The organism is Faecalicatena sp., assembly GCF_058819085.1.
Window position 1 is genome coordinate 1 of the sequence record NZ_JBZUUL010000044.1, and the last position, 17,411, is coordinate 17,411.

At 42.9% G+C, this 17,411-nt stretch carries 17 protein-coding genes; 5 read left to right on the plus strand and 12 right to left on the minus strand.

Going from position 1 to position 17,411, the window contains the following annotated elements; genetic code table 11:
- The 4 genes from AC4OGX_RS19530 to AC4OGX_RS19545 all read left to right on the plus strand — a co-directional run.
- On the plus strand, positions 1-966 hold a 966-nt coding region (locus AC4OGX_RS19530; protein WP_493332438.1), incomplete at its 5' end, for a type IV pilus twitching motility protein PilT.
- A 104-nt stretch (positions 967-1,070) separates the two neighbouring features.
- Positions 1,071-2,075, plus strand: coding sequence for an AraC family transcriptional regulator (locus tag AC4OGX_RS19535; RefSeq protein WP_493332439.1), 1,005 nt, complete (start codon positions 1,071-1,073; stop codon positions 2,073-2,075).
- Positions 2,076-2,305: 230 nt separating this feature from the next.
- A complete protein-coding gene (locus AC4OGX_RS19540; RefSeq protein ID WP_493332440.1) occupies positions 2,306-3,307 on the plus strand; it encodes a phosphotransferase family protein in 1,002 nt (333 codons plus the stop codon).
- Positions 3,308-3,322: 15 nt separating this feature from the next.
- On the plus strand, positions 3,323-4,675 hold the full coding sequence (locus AC4OGX_RS19545) for an MATE family efflux transporter (protein ID WP_493332441.1): 1,353 nt from the start codon (positions 3,323-3,325) through the stop codon (positions 4,673-4,675).
- Positions 4,676-4,729: 54 nt separating this feature from the next.
- On the opposite strand, the gene AC4OGX_RS19550 is transcribed toward AC4OGX_RS19545, so the two are convergent.
- The 4 genes from AC4OGX_RS19550 to AC4OGX_RS19565 all read right to left on the minus strand — a co-directional run bounded on the left by AC4OGX_RS19550 (position 4,730) and on the right by AC4OGX_RS19565 (position 12,412).
- Positions 4,730-7,468, minus strand: coding sequence for a cation-translocating P-type ATPase (locus tag AC4OGX_RS19550; RefSeq protein ID WP_493332443.1), 2,739 nt, complete (start codon positions 7,466-7,468; stop codon positions 4,730-4,732).
- A 135-nt stretch (positions 7,469-7,603) separates the two neighbouring features.
- Positions 7,604-10,198 (minus strand): ABC transporter permease, encoded by a 2,595-nt coding sequence (locus tag AC4OGX_RS19555; RefSeq protein WP_493332444.1) that lies wholly within the window; start codon positions 10,196-10,198, stop codon positions 7,604-7,606.
- 233 nt (positions 10,199-10,431) lie between these two features.
- Entirely contained in the window at positions 10,432-11,703 is a 1,272-nt protein-coding gene (locus tag AC4OGX_RS19560) for an ATP-binding protein (protein ID WP_493332446.1), read from the minus strand.
- Between the two features lie 10 nt (positions 11,704-11,713).
- A complete protein-coding gene (locus AC4OGX_RS19565) occupies positions 11,714-12,412 on the minus strand; it encodes a LytR/AlgR family response regulator transcription factor (RefSeq protein ID WP_493332448.1) in 699 nt (232 codons plus the stop codon).
- A gap of 379 nt (positions 12,413-12,791) precedes the next feature.
- Here AC4OGX_RS19565 and AC4OGX_RS19570 point away from each other — a divergent pair, with 379 nt between their 5' ends.
- Positions 12,792-14,234 carry a helix-turn-helix domain-containing protein gene (locus tag AC4OGX_RS19570; RefSeq protein ID WP_493332449.1) on the plus strand — a complete coding sequence of 481 codons (1,443 nt, stop codon included), beginning with the start codon at positions 12,792-12,794 and terminating at the stop codon, positions 14,232-14,234.
- 71 nt (positions 14,235-14,305) lie between these two features.
- Here the strand turns inward: AC4OGX_RS19570 and AC4OGX_RS19575 are convergent, their stop codons facing one another.
- The 8 genes from AC4OGX_RS19575 to AC4OGX_RS19610 all read right to left on the minus strand — a co-directional run bounded on the left by AC4OGX_RS19575 (position 14,306) and on the right by AC4OGX_RS19610 (position 17,316).
- A complete protein-coding gene (locus AC4OGX_RS19575) occupies positions 14,306-14,620 on the minus strand; it encodes a hypothetical protein (RefSeq protein ID WP_493332450.1) in 315 nt (104 codons plus the stop codon).
- 25 nt (positions 14,621-14,645) lie between these two features.
- Positions 14,646-15,206, minus strand: coding sequence for an FHA domain-containing protein (locus tag AC4OGX_RS19580; RefSeq protein ID WP_493332452.1), 561 nt, complete (start codon positions 15,204-15,206; stop codon positions 14,646-14,648).
- Positions 15,203-15,505, minus strand: a complete 303-nt coding sequence (locus AC4OGX_RS19585) for a hypothetical protein (protein ID WP_493332454.1) — start codon at positions 15,503-15,505, stop codon at positions 15,203-15,205. The genes AC4OGX_RS19580 and AC4OGX_RS19585 overlap by 4 nt, the downstream gene beginning before the upstream one ends.
- A gap of 72 nt (positions 15,506-15,577) precedes the next feature.
- Entirely contained in the window at positions 15,578-15,895 is a 318-nt protein-coding gene (locus AC4OGX_RS19590) for a WXG100 family type VII secretion target (protein ID WP_493332455.1), read from the minus strand.
- Between the two features lie 28 nt (positions 15,896-15,923).
- A complete protein-coding gene (locus AC4OGX_RS19595) occupies positions 15,924-16,226 on the minus strand; it encodes a WXG100 family type VII secretion target (protein ID WP_493332457.1) in 303 nt (100 codons plus the stop codon).
- A 20-nt stretch (positions 16,227-16,246) separates the two neighbouring features.
- Positions 16,247-16,609, minus strand: a complete 363-nt coding sequence (locus AC4OGX_RS19600; protein WP_493332458.1) for a hypothetical protein — start codon at positions 16,607-16,609, stop codon at positions 16,247-16,249.
- A 22-nt stretch (positions 16,610-16,631) separates the two neighbouring features.
- Entirely contained in the window at positions 16,632-16,946 is a 315-nt protein-coding gene (locus AC4OGX_RS19605; RefSeq protein WP_493332459.1) for a WXG100 family type VII secretion target, read from the minus strand.
- A 67-nt stretch (positions 16,947-17,013) separates the two neighbouring features.
- Positions 17,014-17,316: a WXG100 family type VII secretion target gene (locus AC4OGX_RS19610; protein ID WP_493332460.1), complete on the minus strand. Its 303-nt coding sequence runs from the start codon at positions 17,314-17,316 to the stop codon at positions 17,014-17,016.
- Positions 17,317-17,411: the final 95 nt, after the last annotated feature.

Below are 17,411 nucleotides of genomic sequence, written 5' to 3' on the forward strand. Positions count from 1 at the left end.
AACGGCGTGATCCGCCGTGAGAATGAGGATCGTCTGCTGCCGCCGGATACAGAAGTTCTGCTGGACGAGATCTACCATCTGGCAGGACATCGGGATATTCATCAGCTCCATGAGCACGGAGATGATGATTTTTCCTTTGCAATACAGGGCGTTTCCCGTTTTCGTGTGAGTGCTTATAAGCAGAGGGGTGCTCTCTCCGCAGTGATCCGGATTATCACCTTCCAGCTGCCGGATTACCGGGAGCTGGGAATCCCGGACTATATCATGCAGCTCGGAAACAGCGGCAAAGGCATGGTTCTTGTCACAGGGCCTGCCGGGAGCGGAAAGTCTACCACCCTTGCCTGTATCATCGACCAGATCAACCGAACAAGGGAGGAACATATCATTACGCTGGAGGATCCGCTGGAATTCCTCCACCGTCATAACCGCAGTATCGTAAGCCAGCGTGAGATTAATGTGGATACCGACAGTTATGTCACCGCCCTCCGTGCTGCCTTAAGGCAGAGTCCGGATGTTATCCTTCTTGGTGAAATGCGTGATTATGAGACGATCAATGTAGCCATGACCGCTGCCGAGACAGGGCATTTATTATTTTCCACACTCCATACCATCGGCGCAGCCAATACCATCGACCGGATCATAGACGTATTTCCATCGAACCAGCAGAGACAGATTGCGGTACAGCTCTCCATGGTACTTAATGCAGTCGTGTCGCAGCAGCTTGTACCTACTGTGGACGGCAGGGTAACTCCGGCATTTGAGATTATGACCGTGACCCCGGCGATCCGCAATATGATCCGTGACAACAAGGTACACCAGATCGACGGGATCATTTATTCCTCAGTAAAGGAAGATATGGTGTCCATGGATTCCAGTCTGTTAAAGCTCTGCCAAAGGGGCACGATCTCGAAAGAGACTGCACTGACCTATGCTACGAACCCTGAGATGCTGGGGAAAAAGCTCTGATATAGTACGCGCTCGAAGAGTGTGGACTATATCATACCTAAAGGGCATCCCGTAATACATGCCCTTTGGGTATAAGTAACTGCTGCAGTATATGGGAGGAATTTATGGATCAGCAGGTAATGGAAATATTGAACATGCAGGAAGCTGAAGAAGAAAAGCTGTATCAGTCTTTGGATGCAGTACTGGAAAGGATTGAAGATGAATTTCATAACAGCAGAGAGTTGATAAAGCTTTTACAAAAAGCAGATATCGATATACTGCAATATTTTCAGCATTCCAAAGATTTTCCTTTTCAAATGCCTGTGCCGGTAAGAACTACTGCTTTTTTTCAAATTCATAAACATACGAACAGTCAAATAACCTATCTGCATACCCATGATTTTTATGAATTGATCTATTTAATAAGGGGAAACAGCAGGCAGAAAATAAAAAATATGGAACAGGATCTGTTTCTGCAGGAACATCAGGCGTGCCTGCTTTCACCGGGAATCGTGCATTCTATGGGAAAGTGCGGGGAGCAGGATATCATACTGAAGCTGAATATTCCACAGGAATTGTTTCAGGAGACTGCCGGCGCTATATTTTCACAGGTGAAAAACTGCGAGATCATGATATTTGAAAATTGCAGTATGCAGGCAGACTTTTGTATTTATATGCTGCTGAAAGAATACGCCAACAGGCGGGAATACTGCGAGGAAGCTGTCAGAAGTTATTTGACGCTTTTGTTTATAGACCTGGTGCGCAGACCAGAGAATCAAACGTCCCAGCTTATGTCAGCCGTGGAGATATATTTAGAGCAGCACATGAAAGATGCCAGCCTGCATGAGTTTGCCTCCCAAATGGGATACAGTGATATTCACACGGGACGCCTGATTCGGGCAGGAAGCGGGAAAAGTTTTCAGGAATTGCTGTTGGAAAAAAAGCTGCAGAAGGCATCAAAGCTATTGCTGGAAACGAATGATACCGTGTCAGAGATCGCTGTCAAATTAGGGTACACGAACATATCCGGCCTGTACAAGCAGTTTTCTCATTTTTACGGAATGGCTCCGGGAAACTTTCGAAAAATATTTGCCCCAAATGCTGTATGGGGAAATAAAGACGATTGTTAAGGAAATATGGTTTACAGCTTATTTTTGATATAATAAAAACTAAGCTGCAGACTGCAAATGGAAATAAAAGATTTTTAATAAGCCATGATTGGATGCTTGCAGTGACTGCTTTCAATCATGGTTTTTTCATACATTAATCTGCAGCTTTTGCTGCAGACCCGCCCGAAGGGCATGTATTACGGGATGCCCTTTGGGTATATTTAAAAACAAAAATGACGGGAGGCCGCAGAATGAAAAGCAGAACGAAGAACAGACTATCAAACGAGAAAATCAGAGAACTGGTAATGATCCATTTTGGGAAAGGATGTGAGATTTCAGAAATTGAGGAACTAAAAGGCGGAATGTTTAATGCCATATACAAAATGAAGCGCGTCAAAGAACAGGATGAGATCGTACTAAAGGTGGGTGTAGTTCCTGGAACATCTCTTTTGACCTATGAGCAGGATGTCATGCCGACGGAGGTGGCCTGTTTCCAAATGGTAGAGGCTCAGACGAATGTCCCGGTACCAAAGATTCTGGCTTATGACTTTAGTAAAAAACATCTTGCAGGTAATTATTACTTTATGACCGCTATGAAAGGTGTCACTCTTTTAAGCGTCATGAAAAAAATAGACAAAGGAAATCTGGAACGTATCCGGGAGGAAATGGCTGATTACCTTTGGCAGATGCACCAGATCAAAGGCCCCTATTTCGGATATTTTACAGAGGATAAGACGAAACAGTATGATACGTGGGAAAAAGCTTTCTTTGCTATGTTTGAGCAGCTTTTTGATGATGGAAAGGCACACGGGACAAAACTTCCTTATCAGAGAATTCGTAAAGCACTGGAAAAGAACGCGGTTTATTTAAGGGAAGTAAAGAAACCTGCTCTGGTAGAATATGACTGCCATGAGGGAAATATTTTCGTAAAGGAGACAAACGGAGAGTACCGAATTGAGGGAATTCTGGATCTGGAACGGGCTTTTTGGGGAGATCCTGCTGCTGATTTTCCGGCAGCATTTATATTTACAGATGACATCCGCAAAGAAAAAGCGTTTCTGAATGCTTATATGAAGAAGGCAGGAATGACGTGTTTTGATCCGGCAGATGTAAAAAGAGATCAGTTATATCGTATGTATATTCTGTCTGTCATGACCGCGGAGGTCTTCCGTTATGACTATCTGTATGGAAAACTCCAGAGTCTTTGGGCCAGACATGGAATTAAAAAGTGTCTGAAGGAATTGGAGAAATAGGATGTTATGGAGCACATGAAAGAAGAATTGTATAAAAAACGTGACCGGCAGGATCTGTTGGAAAATACACCTATATGGACGCTGATTGCGAAAATGTCCCTGCCCTCTGTTATAGGTGTGATGGCTTACAGTATCTATAATCTCTGCGATACGCTTTTTATCTCTCAGGGAGAAGGTATCAATGCTTTAGGAGGAGTTGCAGTTTCTTTTCCTCTGTTTCTGCTTTTGTCTGCAGTATCTTCTACTTTGGGAGGCGGCGCTGCGTCCATGATGTCCAGAGCCTTTGGAGAAAAAGATCCGGAAAAAGCCGCCAGAATCGCTGCCAACACATTTTTAGTGTTCTATACTACTGCAATTCTCGTAACCATCCTGGGGCTGGTCTTTTTAGATCCGCTATTATATGTGATGGGAGTCACAGATACTCTTCTGCCTTATGCCAGAAGCTATACCCGGATCATCCTTTTGGGTGCAGTGACCAGTACAGGATTTTCTAATCTGATCCGTGCAGAAGGTGATAGTAAATATGCCATGTATATCTGGGTGATCCCCATGTCAGCCAATATCGTGTTAGATGTCCTGTTTATCTTTGGGCTTCATATGGGAGTGGTTGGTGCGGCACTTGGTACCGTGTTGTCACAGTGCATGTCTATGGTTATGAGCATTTACTTCTTTTTCTTTTCAGGAAGAAGTATCCTTCGGTTTTCATTGAAATATTTCCGTCCGGATATCAGACTTTTAGGAGAAATGATAGGAATCGGGATTCCTTCTTTTTTTCAAATGTCTGGTATGAGCTTTGCGATCATAATAACAAATCAATTTTTGAGAAAATATGGAGGCGATCTGGCTATCAGTACTTATGGGATCGTGAATAAGATTCTTACGTTTTTTATGTTTCCCATTATGGGACTGATGCAGGGGATACAGCCCATTATCGGGTATAACAGGGGTGCCAAAAAGGACTCCAGAGTAAAGGAAACTCTGAGAAAAGGGATTTTGTCAGCAGGGAGCTATGGTATAGCAGCCTGTCTGGTACTGTGGTTCTTTGCATCACAGATTATGTATGTATTTACTTCAGACCAGGAAGTCATTCGTATGGGATCTGCGATACTTGCGATGATAGGAACCTCCATCGTATTCAGCGGAATCCAGAATATTGAGGCAGGTTACTTTCAATCCATCGGGAAAAAAGGGTGTTCCATGATATTAGTGCTGTTAAACCAGGTAATATGTTTTATCCCGGTCATGAGTATCCTGGGCTGTTATTATGGACAGCAGGGGATCTGGTATTCGTTTCCGGTGTCAGCTGCTTTGGCATTGGGAATATCCACGATTGTAACAGTGAAGCACTTTGCAGAAAAGAGGGCATAAGCCCTCTAGTGTACTAACATGATCATGTCAGTACACTAGTCTGCAAACCTCTGATTATATTTGTTTTGACTTTGGTTTCAATCTTTTTGTCATAGCCATAACTGTGCTATCTTCCTCTGTCTGCCTGCTTAGCTCCTCCTTCTCCGCCAATCCAAGAAGCACAAATATCTCATGTGCCAATACCGGAAATGCTGCCAGAACAATCAGTCCGCCCCATTCCTTGAGTGATAAGGCTGCGGTTCCGAACATCACGGTCAGATACGGTACCTCTGTCACTGCCGCCTGAAGTAGAAATCCAAGAGCAAAGGAGGCTGCCATCACCGGATTGAAGTCTCTTTTTCTTGAGAATACGGAGGTATGTACATCCTTCATTCCCAGCGCATGGAACAACTGTGACATCCCCAGCACCGTAAATGCATATGTCTGCGCCCTTGCCAAAACATCCGCGGACTGGAACACACCCGAAATATTCGCCAGGATAAAGGCTTTCTGCTGCTGTGCAAGAATTTCCCACGGAAGTTTCAAAAATGCAGTTAAACTGATGGCCGCGATCAGACATCCATAGAAAATGGTACAAGAGATCCCTCCGTTGGAGAACAATCCTTCCTTTGCTTTCCTCGGCGGCCTCTTCATCAATGCCTCCTTGTCATTCTTATCCACCCCAAGCGCAAGCGCCGGAAGGGAATCCGTGATCAGATTGATCCATAATATATGGCTTGCCTTCAAAGGAGACGCCATCCCCATCAGGACAGCCGTAAACATCGTTATGATCTCACCGAAATTTGAAGACAAGAGGAATAAGACCGTTTTCTTGATATTTTCGTAAATACTCCTGCCCTCTTCAATTGCCTTTTCTATCGTTGCAAAATTATCATCTGTCAATATCATATCTGCTGCGTTTTTCGCCACATCAGTTCCCGTGATCCCCATGGCGATCCCGATGTCTGCCATCCGAAGGGACGGAGCATCATTGACACCGTCTCCGGTCATCGCGGCAATGTTTCCGCTCTCTTTCAGCGCTTTTACGATCCGCACCTTATGCTCCGGTGAAACTCTGGCAAATACACTGACCCTTTGTAGTTTCTCTTTTAACTGGGCATCGGAAATTCTTTCCAGCTCTTCCCCGGTAATACATTCGTCCATTTTCTTTGCGATGCCCAATTCTCTGGCAATTGCAAAAGCTGTATCCACATGATCCCCTGTGATCATAACGGTTCGCACCGAAGCCTCCTTAAACCGCTCAACTGCAGCTTTTGCCTCCGGCCTGATGGGGTCGATCATCCCTGCCAGTCCCACAAATGTCAGGCCTTCCTCCGAAACATCATCTGCTCCCCGGCGAAAGGCTACAGCCAGTACTCTTAAAGCCTGTGCGGAAAATTCCTCTACCACCTGCCGGATCTGTCTTTTGTGTGCATCTGTCAGTGACTGCACTCTTCCATGAATCAGGATTTTGGTACATCTTCCAAGAAGCACCTCCGGCGCCCCTTTTGTGTAGGATACTCCCCCCTGGGACCCCCGATGAAGTGTTGTCATCAATTTCCTCTGAGAGTCGAAAGCCTTCTCCCGGATTCTCGGCATCCGCGTCTCCAGTGTTTCCTTTTTCGTGCGTCCTTTCATGTTCTCTGCAAACCGTAAAAGTGCCAGCTCTGTTGGATCTCCCAGCTCTTCCTTTGCCGTGATCACCGCATCATTACACAGCAGCATCCCCTCGAGAAATTCATCCGGTATGTCCGGCGCGCTCTGGCTGCATTTGTAAACATTCTGGTTTACATAGTACTTCATTACTGTCATTTTATTCTGCGTCAGTGTTCCGGTCTTGTCCGAGCATACGACATTTACCGCGCCCAGCGTCTCCACTGATGGGAGCTTTCGCACGATGGTGTGGACCTTCACCATCTTAGAGACGCTCATCGCCAGAACAATGGTTACGATCGCAGGAAGCCCTTCCGGCACAGCTGCCACCGCCAGGGAGATCGCTGTGATCAGCATTTCCATGATATTTCTCTTCTGAAAAACTGCGATGCCAAAGAGAACCACACATAACAGAACAGACACGATACTAAGTATTTTCCCCAGATCAGCCAGTTTCCTTTGAAGGGGAGTATATTCCCGGGGAACATCATTAATGATAGATGCGATCTTCCCGATCTCTGTCTCCATCCCTGCCCCAATGACGAGCCCTTCCCCTCTGCCGCCCGTCACCAGAGTGGACATGAACGCTTCATTCTTTCTGTCACCTACGGGCAGAGGCCCGGACGCCTGGAAAGAGGCATCCTTGGTTACCGGGAGGGATTCTCCTGTCAAAGCCGATTCTTCTATCTTCAAGTTCCATGTCCGAACCAGACGCAGATCAGCGGGAATCTGCGCCCCTGCCTCCAAAAGCACCAGATCCCCTTTTACAAGCTCCATGGCCGGGATCTCACAGACAACACCGTCCCTTTTTACAACCGCCTTGGGGCTTGTCAGCTTTTTCAGCGATTCCAAAGCCTTCTGAGCCTTCCCTTCCTGGATGACCCCTACCGCTGCATTTACCAGAATAACGATCACGATGATTATGGCATCACTGATCTCCTTCAGAAGAAAAGACACCAGCGCAGCAACCAGCAGGACACAGATCAACGGATCGTTGAGCTGCTCCAGAAAGGACTCTGCTTTTGTTTTCCTGCGGCCCTCCTTTAAAACGTTGGGCCCATAGTTTCCAAGACGCAGTGAAGCCTCCTGCTTTGACAAGCCTTTTTCCCTGTCTGTATGTAATAGATCCGATATCTCTCGTACTGACTTTTCCTCAAACAATAAAAACCTCCCCTTTCACGCTTGTACGATGGCTGATAACCTCCTGATAACTGAGAGTGATCAGCATGTCTAATGTATCGTATGCGTGAAAGGGGAGGAATAGTCCACCTTTGTGAATTACCGAAATAGATTCCTTTATTTTTCCAACTCTGCCTGTTTCCAAACCATTTCTTTTATCCAGAGATACCATATGATCCAAATGCCTGCATAGATCAGGTAAATAACCGCCTCTGCTCCCAGGAAACGAGCCATTTCTGCCGCCGTAAACAGGCGTGCCCTGATGGTAAGCACACTGAATACAGTCCCACCGCAGGCTCCTATGACCAATGGAAGCAAAACAAATTTTTTCATCTGCCCTGCCAGTGCTTTTTTTCTATCTTTCTGCCTCATTCCCAGTTTCTTGAGAAAAATATTCTGCCAGTTCAATTCTCTCATCTCTGATTCGAACTTCACATAATACTGGAAAAATCCCATCACCAGCAACAAAAGAATCACGAATGCATAGACAATCTTACGGAAAAGAATTTCTGTCTCTGTATTGATGATCATCTGCTTCTTATCGTAAAATTGGCGGATCGAATCATCCCACATCCTGTCATAGCTGTATTTCTCATCCAAAAACTGCATACTCTCTATCATACTGTCTTGTTCCTCTTTTGGAACATTCAGGCAGATCAACCGGGTCGGCCCCTCTGTCATATTAGAGGTGTGATCCAGAGTATAGAACCTCCAATCCTGATAGGTGGCATTTTCACGCAGCTCCCACTGTTTTTGATTATATGCTGCCACCTGCTGATAAGCTTCTTCAAAATATGCATCCTGAAATACGATCAGATTATCCTGCAGCCCCTGATGAAAGGTTCCTGTCAGGGTGTCCCGCTCTTCACTTTTAACATCCCATATAGGAAATATCTTCTCAAAATTCGCCGTGTTATAGTAGCTCAGCGGCTGCCCGATCCGAAGATGTTTATTCACCCGGTTCGTATCCCAGTCAATTGTGTGGGTTTTGACTGACAGATCCTGCTGATATACCACGTGTACCTCTTTGCCTGTTAAAGACAGCTTTTCAGAAGCCTTCCCCTGAGACTTTTTTAATTGTTCATATGTTGATTCTGATATTGCAATATGCTGCCCCTGGGGCCATTGGATCGGCCGAGGGCCAAACCACGGGTTTAATTGGTCAGAACCATACAGAGAAGTCATTCTGAACATCGGGTACGTCTGTATCTTCGCATGATGTTCCTCTGCACTTTTATATAGTTTTGGCAGATCAGCTTCGTATGCCGTGCAGACAATATCATAAGAAAACATCTCTGCCACATTTTGTTTCATAGCTGCCCCATTAAACTGGACCACAAAGACAGCTAAAACAAAAAAGTGAATGATCGATAAGTAAAATAAATTCCATATACTTTTCCAATAACGATAATAAAACGGACGATTCTCAATGAGCTTCCTGTAATACTTCTCCCTGCTGCTCTCCAGCCTGTTTAAAAAGTATGTCATACCACCTATCAAAACAAGAAGTATCCCGACCGAGCTGAGAATATGGATATAAAGACTTTCTGCCCAATTTCTGGAATGATACCATCCGACGGCAGCAATACAAAGGAAGACGCCTGTTAAGATAAAAATAAACGCCGACTTTCTCCTTCGTTTTTCCCTCTGCACCTCCTTATGTATCTCGTCGGATTTCGCCATATTCAGAACATTTTCCTGATTAAACCCAAGTGCCAAAAGGACGACAGCCAAATAAACAAGAAAGCTGACTGCAATTGTCTTTCCTGAAATGTTAGATGCTAATGTGATGTCAACCCCGCTGCGTGTCAGCCCGCTCTGGCAGATCCCTCTGACAATATAGGAGATGGCAAAGCCGCCTGCCATTCCTGCCACACCTGCTAAAAAGGCATTCCAGCCAAATATGATCGCAAACATAAGATAAACGGTACGGCTGCGCATTCCAAGGATCACCATCAAACGGTTCGATTTTTTCTTATCCTTAATATAATAAGAAATGATCAGCGTAAGCATCAGTATATTGAATAGAATGATCAGCAGACCTGCCTGCTGAAAAATCTGAACAAGCCCATTGCCCGTCAGGAAATTTTCTTTGGCATGTATCCGGGATGTCAATCCGTACATAGAAAGCATCGTATAGATGCACGTCCCACTTAAGAAACAGCCCGCCCGCAGGATGTTCAACCCTTTCTTTTCATAAACCGTATTTTTCCGAATGACCTGGAAGAATTCTGCAGGATATTTCCCCGGAAAGTACCGGACCCGCTTTTTCTCTTCCTTTTCTGCCCTTTCCTTCTCCTTTTGGATCTCATATGCCGCATTTATCTGATCTCTTTCCTCCAGCCAGCGCGCCCCCATATAATCAAAAATAACGAATCCAATATTTATTAAGAAATATGGCTGCAGGCTCAGGGCATATGTCCCGATCCCGATCCCGGATAAGTATACAAAAAATTTAGGAGTCTTCTTTTTCCTGAGAAGTAAACTTCGGACAAGGTATAATACATTGGTGATCATTGCAGGTAACAGTGTAAATAGCTGCAGGTAAGTATCTACATTCCTGTCCAGGGCTCCCACATCTTTTAGATTCAAAATATAGTCCCAGATAGAAACAGGGCCCCATGGAGAATATATCTTTTGAAATATAAGCGAAAAAAAGATCACATAACCGCAAACTATTTTAAAACGACGTACTTTTCTTTCTGTCTCCATATTGGTCCTCCTTTTCTAGGAAAGTTTTATGGATAAGTTTCTTTTCCCCGGCATCTTATAGATAATATAGTAATTTATTTAGTTATTTTCAGTTTTTTATATTCTTATTTTATCTTACGTGTTTTTTTCTTCTTTTTCAACACATTTGTTTAAACAACTCGTTTTTATGAATAGACGCCAATTTAAACTTGTATCTGCCTGCCTTTTCTTAATATATAAGCATTTAAAATACTTTAACTAAAGTCATGAAAGACCACCTTTACAATAAAACGCTCTTTTTCACAGCTGATTTCCATGTCGCCATTATATGATTTTACTATTTTCTTTACATTTGCCAATCCTATCCCCATATGATTGGCTTTCATAGACCGCCCCTCAACATAATAAAATTCTTGCTCATAGTAACAGCTGTTCTCTATGTAAATAACAAGAAAAGATTTCACATGTTTCACTTTCATGATTATATATCGTCTGCCAACTATATCTGAATTAGCCTCCAAAGCATTATTCAGCAGGTTTGCAAATATCGTAGTGATATCTATATTTTTAATTCCACCCCATTCAGCAATTTCTACTTGTGGAATAAATTCAATATTCTTCTGCCTACATTCTAAGATCACATTATTAACTATTGTATTTAGAATAGGGTTCGTACATGAAAAAGTGTAACCTTCTTTATTAATATACTCTAATAGATCCTTACAGTATTCATCGGAAATGCTGGGGTTTCGTTGTATCAACTGTATATGGTAACGAATATCATGTAATATTTTTCTATAGTTCTGATTTTGAGTATCAAGATTCTTTATATTATTTTCATTCAAAAGTATCTGTTGTTCGTATAAAGAATTTTTTAACTCTAACTTATTCTTTTCTGAGATGGTTTCAAAAAGATGTATTAAATAGATATTAAGTAATAAAAAAGCAGGAAGAACCCAAAAAGATTCTATCCCATTTGTTCCATAATCATTTATTTTCAAAATGGTATATATGATCAGGATTTCAAAAATGGTCAGTAATGTAATAAATCCTTCCTGAGAACGTGTTAATTTTTCTACCTTATATTTTTTGCCTACTCTAAGTGGAAGATGATAGGTGCCTAATGCCAGCAGAGAGGTTATCATACCCGAAATAAACATCCCTAAAGGATCTGTAATCGTAGCATCTATTGACTCATCACTGACAACAACAACTATAGGAACACTAATGATATCTACAAACAAGATGTATGTAAAATATACTAACAAATAAATAATCCTATTTTTTATACTGCTTCTAAAACCACAAAAACAAATCAACATGATTAGAATAATATAAGACACCACCCCCAAAATATGTTGTTTTGAAAAAGCCATAAAACTCTGTACTAAAACCAGGATTCCATACATTATGATATAAATTGCTTTTGATTGATAAACTGCATCAAACGCAGAATAAAAAAAGCGGAATAACACAAAATTAAGTATTAGATTTGGTATAATTATTCCTAAAAAATATAGTATCATCTGATTCCTCCTATAGTTGTGCATATAAATAATCATAAAATGCTTTTTTGAAATCTGATGCCCTTTTCTGTGCTAATGGGATCCTCTCCCCTGTGCTCATCATAATATCAAACTTGTCTATCCTTTCCACATGTTCAAGATTTATCACAAAAGCCCTGTGAGGAGAGGCAAAATTATAACCTGAAAACATATCATATATCTCTTGTATTGTATATGTAAACTTTAGCTCATTTCCACCTTGGAGAAGTAACTTCACTTTTCTTTCGCTATACTCAAAGTATACGATATCCTTCACCCTGACTTTGATGATCTCTGCACCCTTTTTTAGATAAGCAGCCCTCTCTTCCTTTGTTTTATACTCCACAATTTCATCTAGAACATGATAAAGCTTATCTGCTTTAATAGGTTTTACTAAATATTGAAATGCATGTACATCAAAGGCCTCCTGTCGAAAATCAATATAACTGGTGATAAAGACTATACTAACGTTTTTATCCTTTTCTCTGATTTTCCTTGCTGCTTCTAAGCCACTCATATCCGGCAGCTCAATGTCTAAAAAAAGAACATCACATAAATCATAATTGCTTATCAATGCTTCTGCAGTATTAAAACTTTGCACTTTATAATGTATCAATTTATACTGCTCCGTTAATTCAGATAATTCTTTTACTATGAATGGATCGTCATCGCAGATCATTAACTTTTTCATGTATACTACTCCCATATATAACATTTAAACCGCTCTTCTAACAGCCCTTTGATATCTGTTCTTTCATTGTAGTTTTTACCTGTATATAATGTCAATAGTCATACCCGATCCTCTTCTCCTGTTTTATTACTAATTTCCACGCGCCATTCGTAAAATATATCTTTAATGCTTCGCCTCCCCCCTTATTTCCTTTTAATTTCGCATCCCCTTTATACTATAAATTTATTTTTCGTTTCCCAAAATTCTTATCTGTTTCCGAAGCAATTCAAAACCAAGGAACCTGTGTCACAGTTTGTGGTCAAACATTTTTATGGCAAATTATGGCATTTTTTGTATCTTCCTTTTATCATTTTAATATACTCGAATAGGGGGCAGCTATATGACACTATTTTCAACGATTCTCTCTGAACACCTTAAGACTAAGAATATACGGACAAACCCATTGGCACAATACTGCGGAGTGGACCGTTCCAATATGTATAAAATCATCAATGGGAAGAGAAATCCCGGCTCCGAGGAACTGGTACATAAGATCGCAGATTTTATCCGGCTGACACCGACAGAACGCAGGGAGATACTGGAAGCTTATGAGATCACGGTTACAGGTTACGAGACCTACTACCGGCGCAGAAATGTACAGGATTTTATCAGTAACTTTTCCATTAAAAAGGAAGATCCGTGTGACATCTCTTCTTATTTCTCCTCAACACTGGATTACTCACAGTTTACGGACAAGCTTTCTATTAACGGGAAGGCAAAGCTGAACCATGCTTTATTCGGGATCCTGGCTTTAGAGGCTCAAAAGGAACACGGACATATTAAATTACTTTTTCAACCGGATTCTGATGATTTCATGGACATTATTGCTGCCATCAGTAAGAACAAACAGAATTTAAAGATAGATCACATTATCTGCCTGAATAATACAGATAACATTACTTCTGATAAACGGGATTACAATCTCTGCTGCCTGCAGAAGATCCTTCCCATGTATTACACCTGCCGTTGTGATTATACACCGTTTTGCTATTATGACAGCATTAATTCCCACAACAGCAATTTTAACCTGCTTTCCTCTCTGATCATTACTTCAGAGTACGCGATCACGTTTTCACCGCAGCTTCAGTATGGGATTCTGTTCACCTCGAAAAATACCCTGCAGAAGTTCTGTTCCATTTTTGATGAACTTAAGGCAGATACGACACCTATCGTATGTAAAATAGATTCTATATTTACACAATTTGAATATTTCAATAATCTGAACCTGGGTGAGAAGGCCGGATATTCCTTTCAGCAGGAACCATGTGTCATGCCAATGGTCCCGCTCTCTTTTCCTGAGAAATATCTAGTAAGCACGCTGCCGGACCGAAAGAATTTTGTAACAGCCGTGAAGGAATATATCCGGCAGAAATCAGAGATCCTAAAGACCTTATCGACACATTTTATATTTACAGAAGAGGGAGTCAGCAACTTTCTTCATACCGGAAGACTCTCCGAGCTGCCTGACGCCATCTATACGCCGATCGAATATTCAGACAGAGTATTGGTCATACGGAACCTGATCAATGCATGTCTAAATAACAACTATCATATGCTTCGGCCGGATGCACCGATCGCACACAGCCGCCTATGTATCTATGTGACTGTACATAATGGCTATCTGTTGTTTCCTTCCAGTTCCAAAAACCTGGTCTATCTGAATCTGGAGGAGCCGAGCCTGCTTCATGCCTTTTACGATTATCTGGATTCCTTAGATGAAAGCCTGTTCTATTCAGCTCAGGAGGCAGTCAAAACTTTAAAAGACCTTCTGAAAAAGAAATAAAACCAGCATCAACGGAGAAACGCACCAAAAAAGACACCCCTCCTCAATCAAAGCCTGACAGGCTTTGGTCTTTAGGTGTACTTTCTCCGTTCTGCAATTTCAATGATCTTTTGCTCTGCCTGATAGGTGTTCACAGCCGTCCTTCGAAGGACGCCGGCCGCCTGTAAGAGCTGGCTGCCATGCTGCCTCAACAGCAGACTCATCCTCTGCCCTTTTCTACAGTAATCCTCTGCCTTATCTCCTGACCACGCGCCTTTGATCCCTTCCAGAGCACTCTGAGCGTTTTGGTCCGCCAGGGTCTTTAACCGATTCCCCAGTGTCTCCAATTCTTCTGCCTGCCTTAACGTTCTCTGATAGTTTAACCAGATCTCATTTCTTCCTGCCATACCTGCTCCCGCCTTCCCTATCTCCTTATTTTCCAAACTCTACTTTCAGCTTCGTGTCTCCTACTTTGATGACATCTCCCACATTTAAAAAGACTGGCGCCTGCACCTTTTTCCCATTCACAAAGGTATGGTTGCTCGAATTTTGATCTGCCAGACAGAGCCTTCCTTCCCCCTCGTAAACGATACAATGTCTTTTAGAAACTTTTGAGTCTCCCTTTAAGACCAGAAATGCCTCTCCCGTTTCTACCGGGCTCCTGCCGATCAGCAGCTTCCGGCAAAAGCGTAATTGATATATGCTGCCTGTCTTCAGATCCTGAAACGATATCTTCCACGCTGAGTATGCCGGACCATTCATATAATTCGTGTCATACTCCCCCAGATTACCTGAGAAATATTCTCCTTTCCCTGAACCTAACATCTGCCTTTTTACATCCACACCGTTTTGTACGAATATATTTTTACCCTGGTTTTGATACTCCCTGAGCTGACTGCCCCGGCCAGCTGCAAGCTTATGGACGATCAATGCCGTGCTCAAGACAACGAGAAGGATCAAAAGTGCGGTTACGATCAATCCCTCTGTACTCATCTGACTCTCCCCCGCTCCTTGGCGATCTCTTCCGTTCTTTTTTCCATCTGTCCGGCCTTCACCGCTGCCTGGTGCAGTGCTTCATCTGCAAGTCGGATCGTTTCTTTTGTCTGTTCCATCTTCTCCTGCAGGATTACTGCTTTTTCCATGAATTTCCGTGCGTTCTCCCCCTGCCATCCCTGTCTTAGTTCCTGCACGGTTTGGGCATAAACGTCTTTAGACATCCGGCATAATTTCTCTGACGCCTCTTTCAGCCTTTGTTCTTCTATTCCGGCACATGCAAAATCAAACTCGATCAAATCCGTTTCCTCCGTTAAAATGAATATTCTTAATCCACTTTATTACTATCTTGATGAGGTCACCTCCCTCCATCAGATGATCACATCTGAGGGCAGGTCACGACCCAGCTGCTCTGTGGCATCTGCAGCATCCCGGTAGATACCGGCAATCTTTTTCAAATCTGTCACATTCTCCTGAAATCTTTTGAGCGCTTCCTCAATCTCATCCCGGTACTCCTGATATTCTCTGCGGTGTGCATCTCCCGCATCTCCCTCCCAATAACTGCAGGAGTTAGATACGACTTCCCCCATCTTTTCAAACCGGCCTTTCACTGCCTGGATTTTTTGCTGTACGGAGTCTGCACGTGCCTCCAAGACAGCAATCTCTACCTTGATTCTCATCTGCTCCATACCTGGCTCTCCTTTTTCTTCAATTCTGTCAAACCCTGATACTATCCACAATGCCGCCGATCTGGCTGTTACAAGTCCGGTATTCTTTCTCTGCGTTTTCTATATGTCTTATGTACACAGACAGCTTTTCACAAATCTCCTGCATGTTTCCGATATCTTCCGCCACCTGTACCTGAAATGCGTTCCAGGCCGGTCCTTCCCATGTCTGGCCTAAAAGCTGCATTTCATCAGAAAGTTCCTCCACGGCCTTTCCGATTCCCTTGATCTCCTCCTGCAGGGTGTTCCGGTCCTGAGAAAGCTGTTGTGTCGATATCCTGATATAATTTCCCATGATTCTGCCCTCTCTTACATTTATTCCTGGAATGCCAGCAACTGCTCATATCCATCAAGTCCTGTAATACGGCTTGTTCCGAAAACGGTCCTCGGATAAGCCCTTATCTCAAGATCATACATATCCGCAATCCGGCATTCTGTTTTCTTCCAGACTTCCTCCACTTCCTCTAAGCACTTTACAAAGCTCTGCAGGATTTTTATCTCCTCCTGCACCTCCTCATATCCCTTATGCAGGAGGCAGACCGCCTCCTCTGTATAGACCATATCTTTGATCCTGTGCTCTGTCTGCTCTAGTTCCTCCTGTATCTCCCTTAATATGGAAATCTGTCCAGACAGCCTTTCTCTGGCTGCCTGAACACATTTGAAATCAATGTAGCTCACGTATGCTCTCCCTGACCTCTCCTTAGATGATTACGTCTGAAGAAAGACTGTTTGCCATCTCTGCATTTGCTGAATCAGACTGGGCATATACCTGTGCCATTTCTTCCAGATCACTGCTGTGCTCCTGAATCATGCGGACCATTTTCTGGATATCGTCCTCCAGACCTTTAAATCTGTTGATATAAGCGACTGCCGCTTCTCCTTCCCATGCAGCAGACATTCCTGTGATCAGATTCATCATCTCTCCTGTCAGACTGTTGACTGCTGATCCCTGGCTGCTGAATTCGGATGCTGTACTTGTTAATAACTGAGGTGATACTTTAATGATTCCTTCCATAATAACTTCTCCTTTTCTATCCGGTTATGATTTCATTTCTTATGACAGCTTTTTAGGTACTAAGATACTATTTATATGTTCTTTCACTGGCAATCTCCACATTTGCAGCTTCTGCCTGTGCATATTTGGCAGCGATCTGTTCCAGTCTTTGTGCATAGACCTCAACAGCGTTGTAGAAATTATCCATCTGTATCTTGTCACTTGCAAATGCATTGTGGAAGGTTTCCCTTGCCTGTCCTTCCCACATTCCATTTAGGTTTGCCTCCGTGCTTTCCAGTTCATTCACCTGACTCTTAAACTGTGCGTTTAACTGCCTTAAAGAATCTACCTTTGCTTTCAGGTCATTAATGGATACTGTAAAATCTGACATTTTCTATTCCTCCGTTTCTTGATTTGCTTGTTGCTGTATCTCTTTGATGAACTCATCATACCAATTTTTTGAATCGATATGAGTTTTTCGGATGG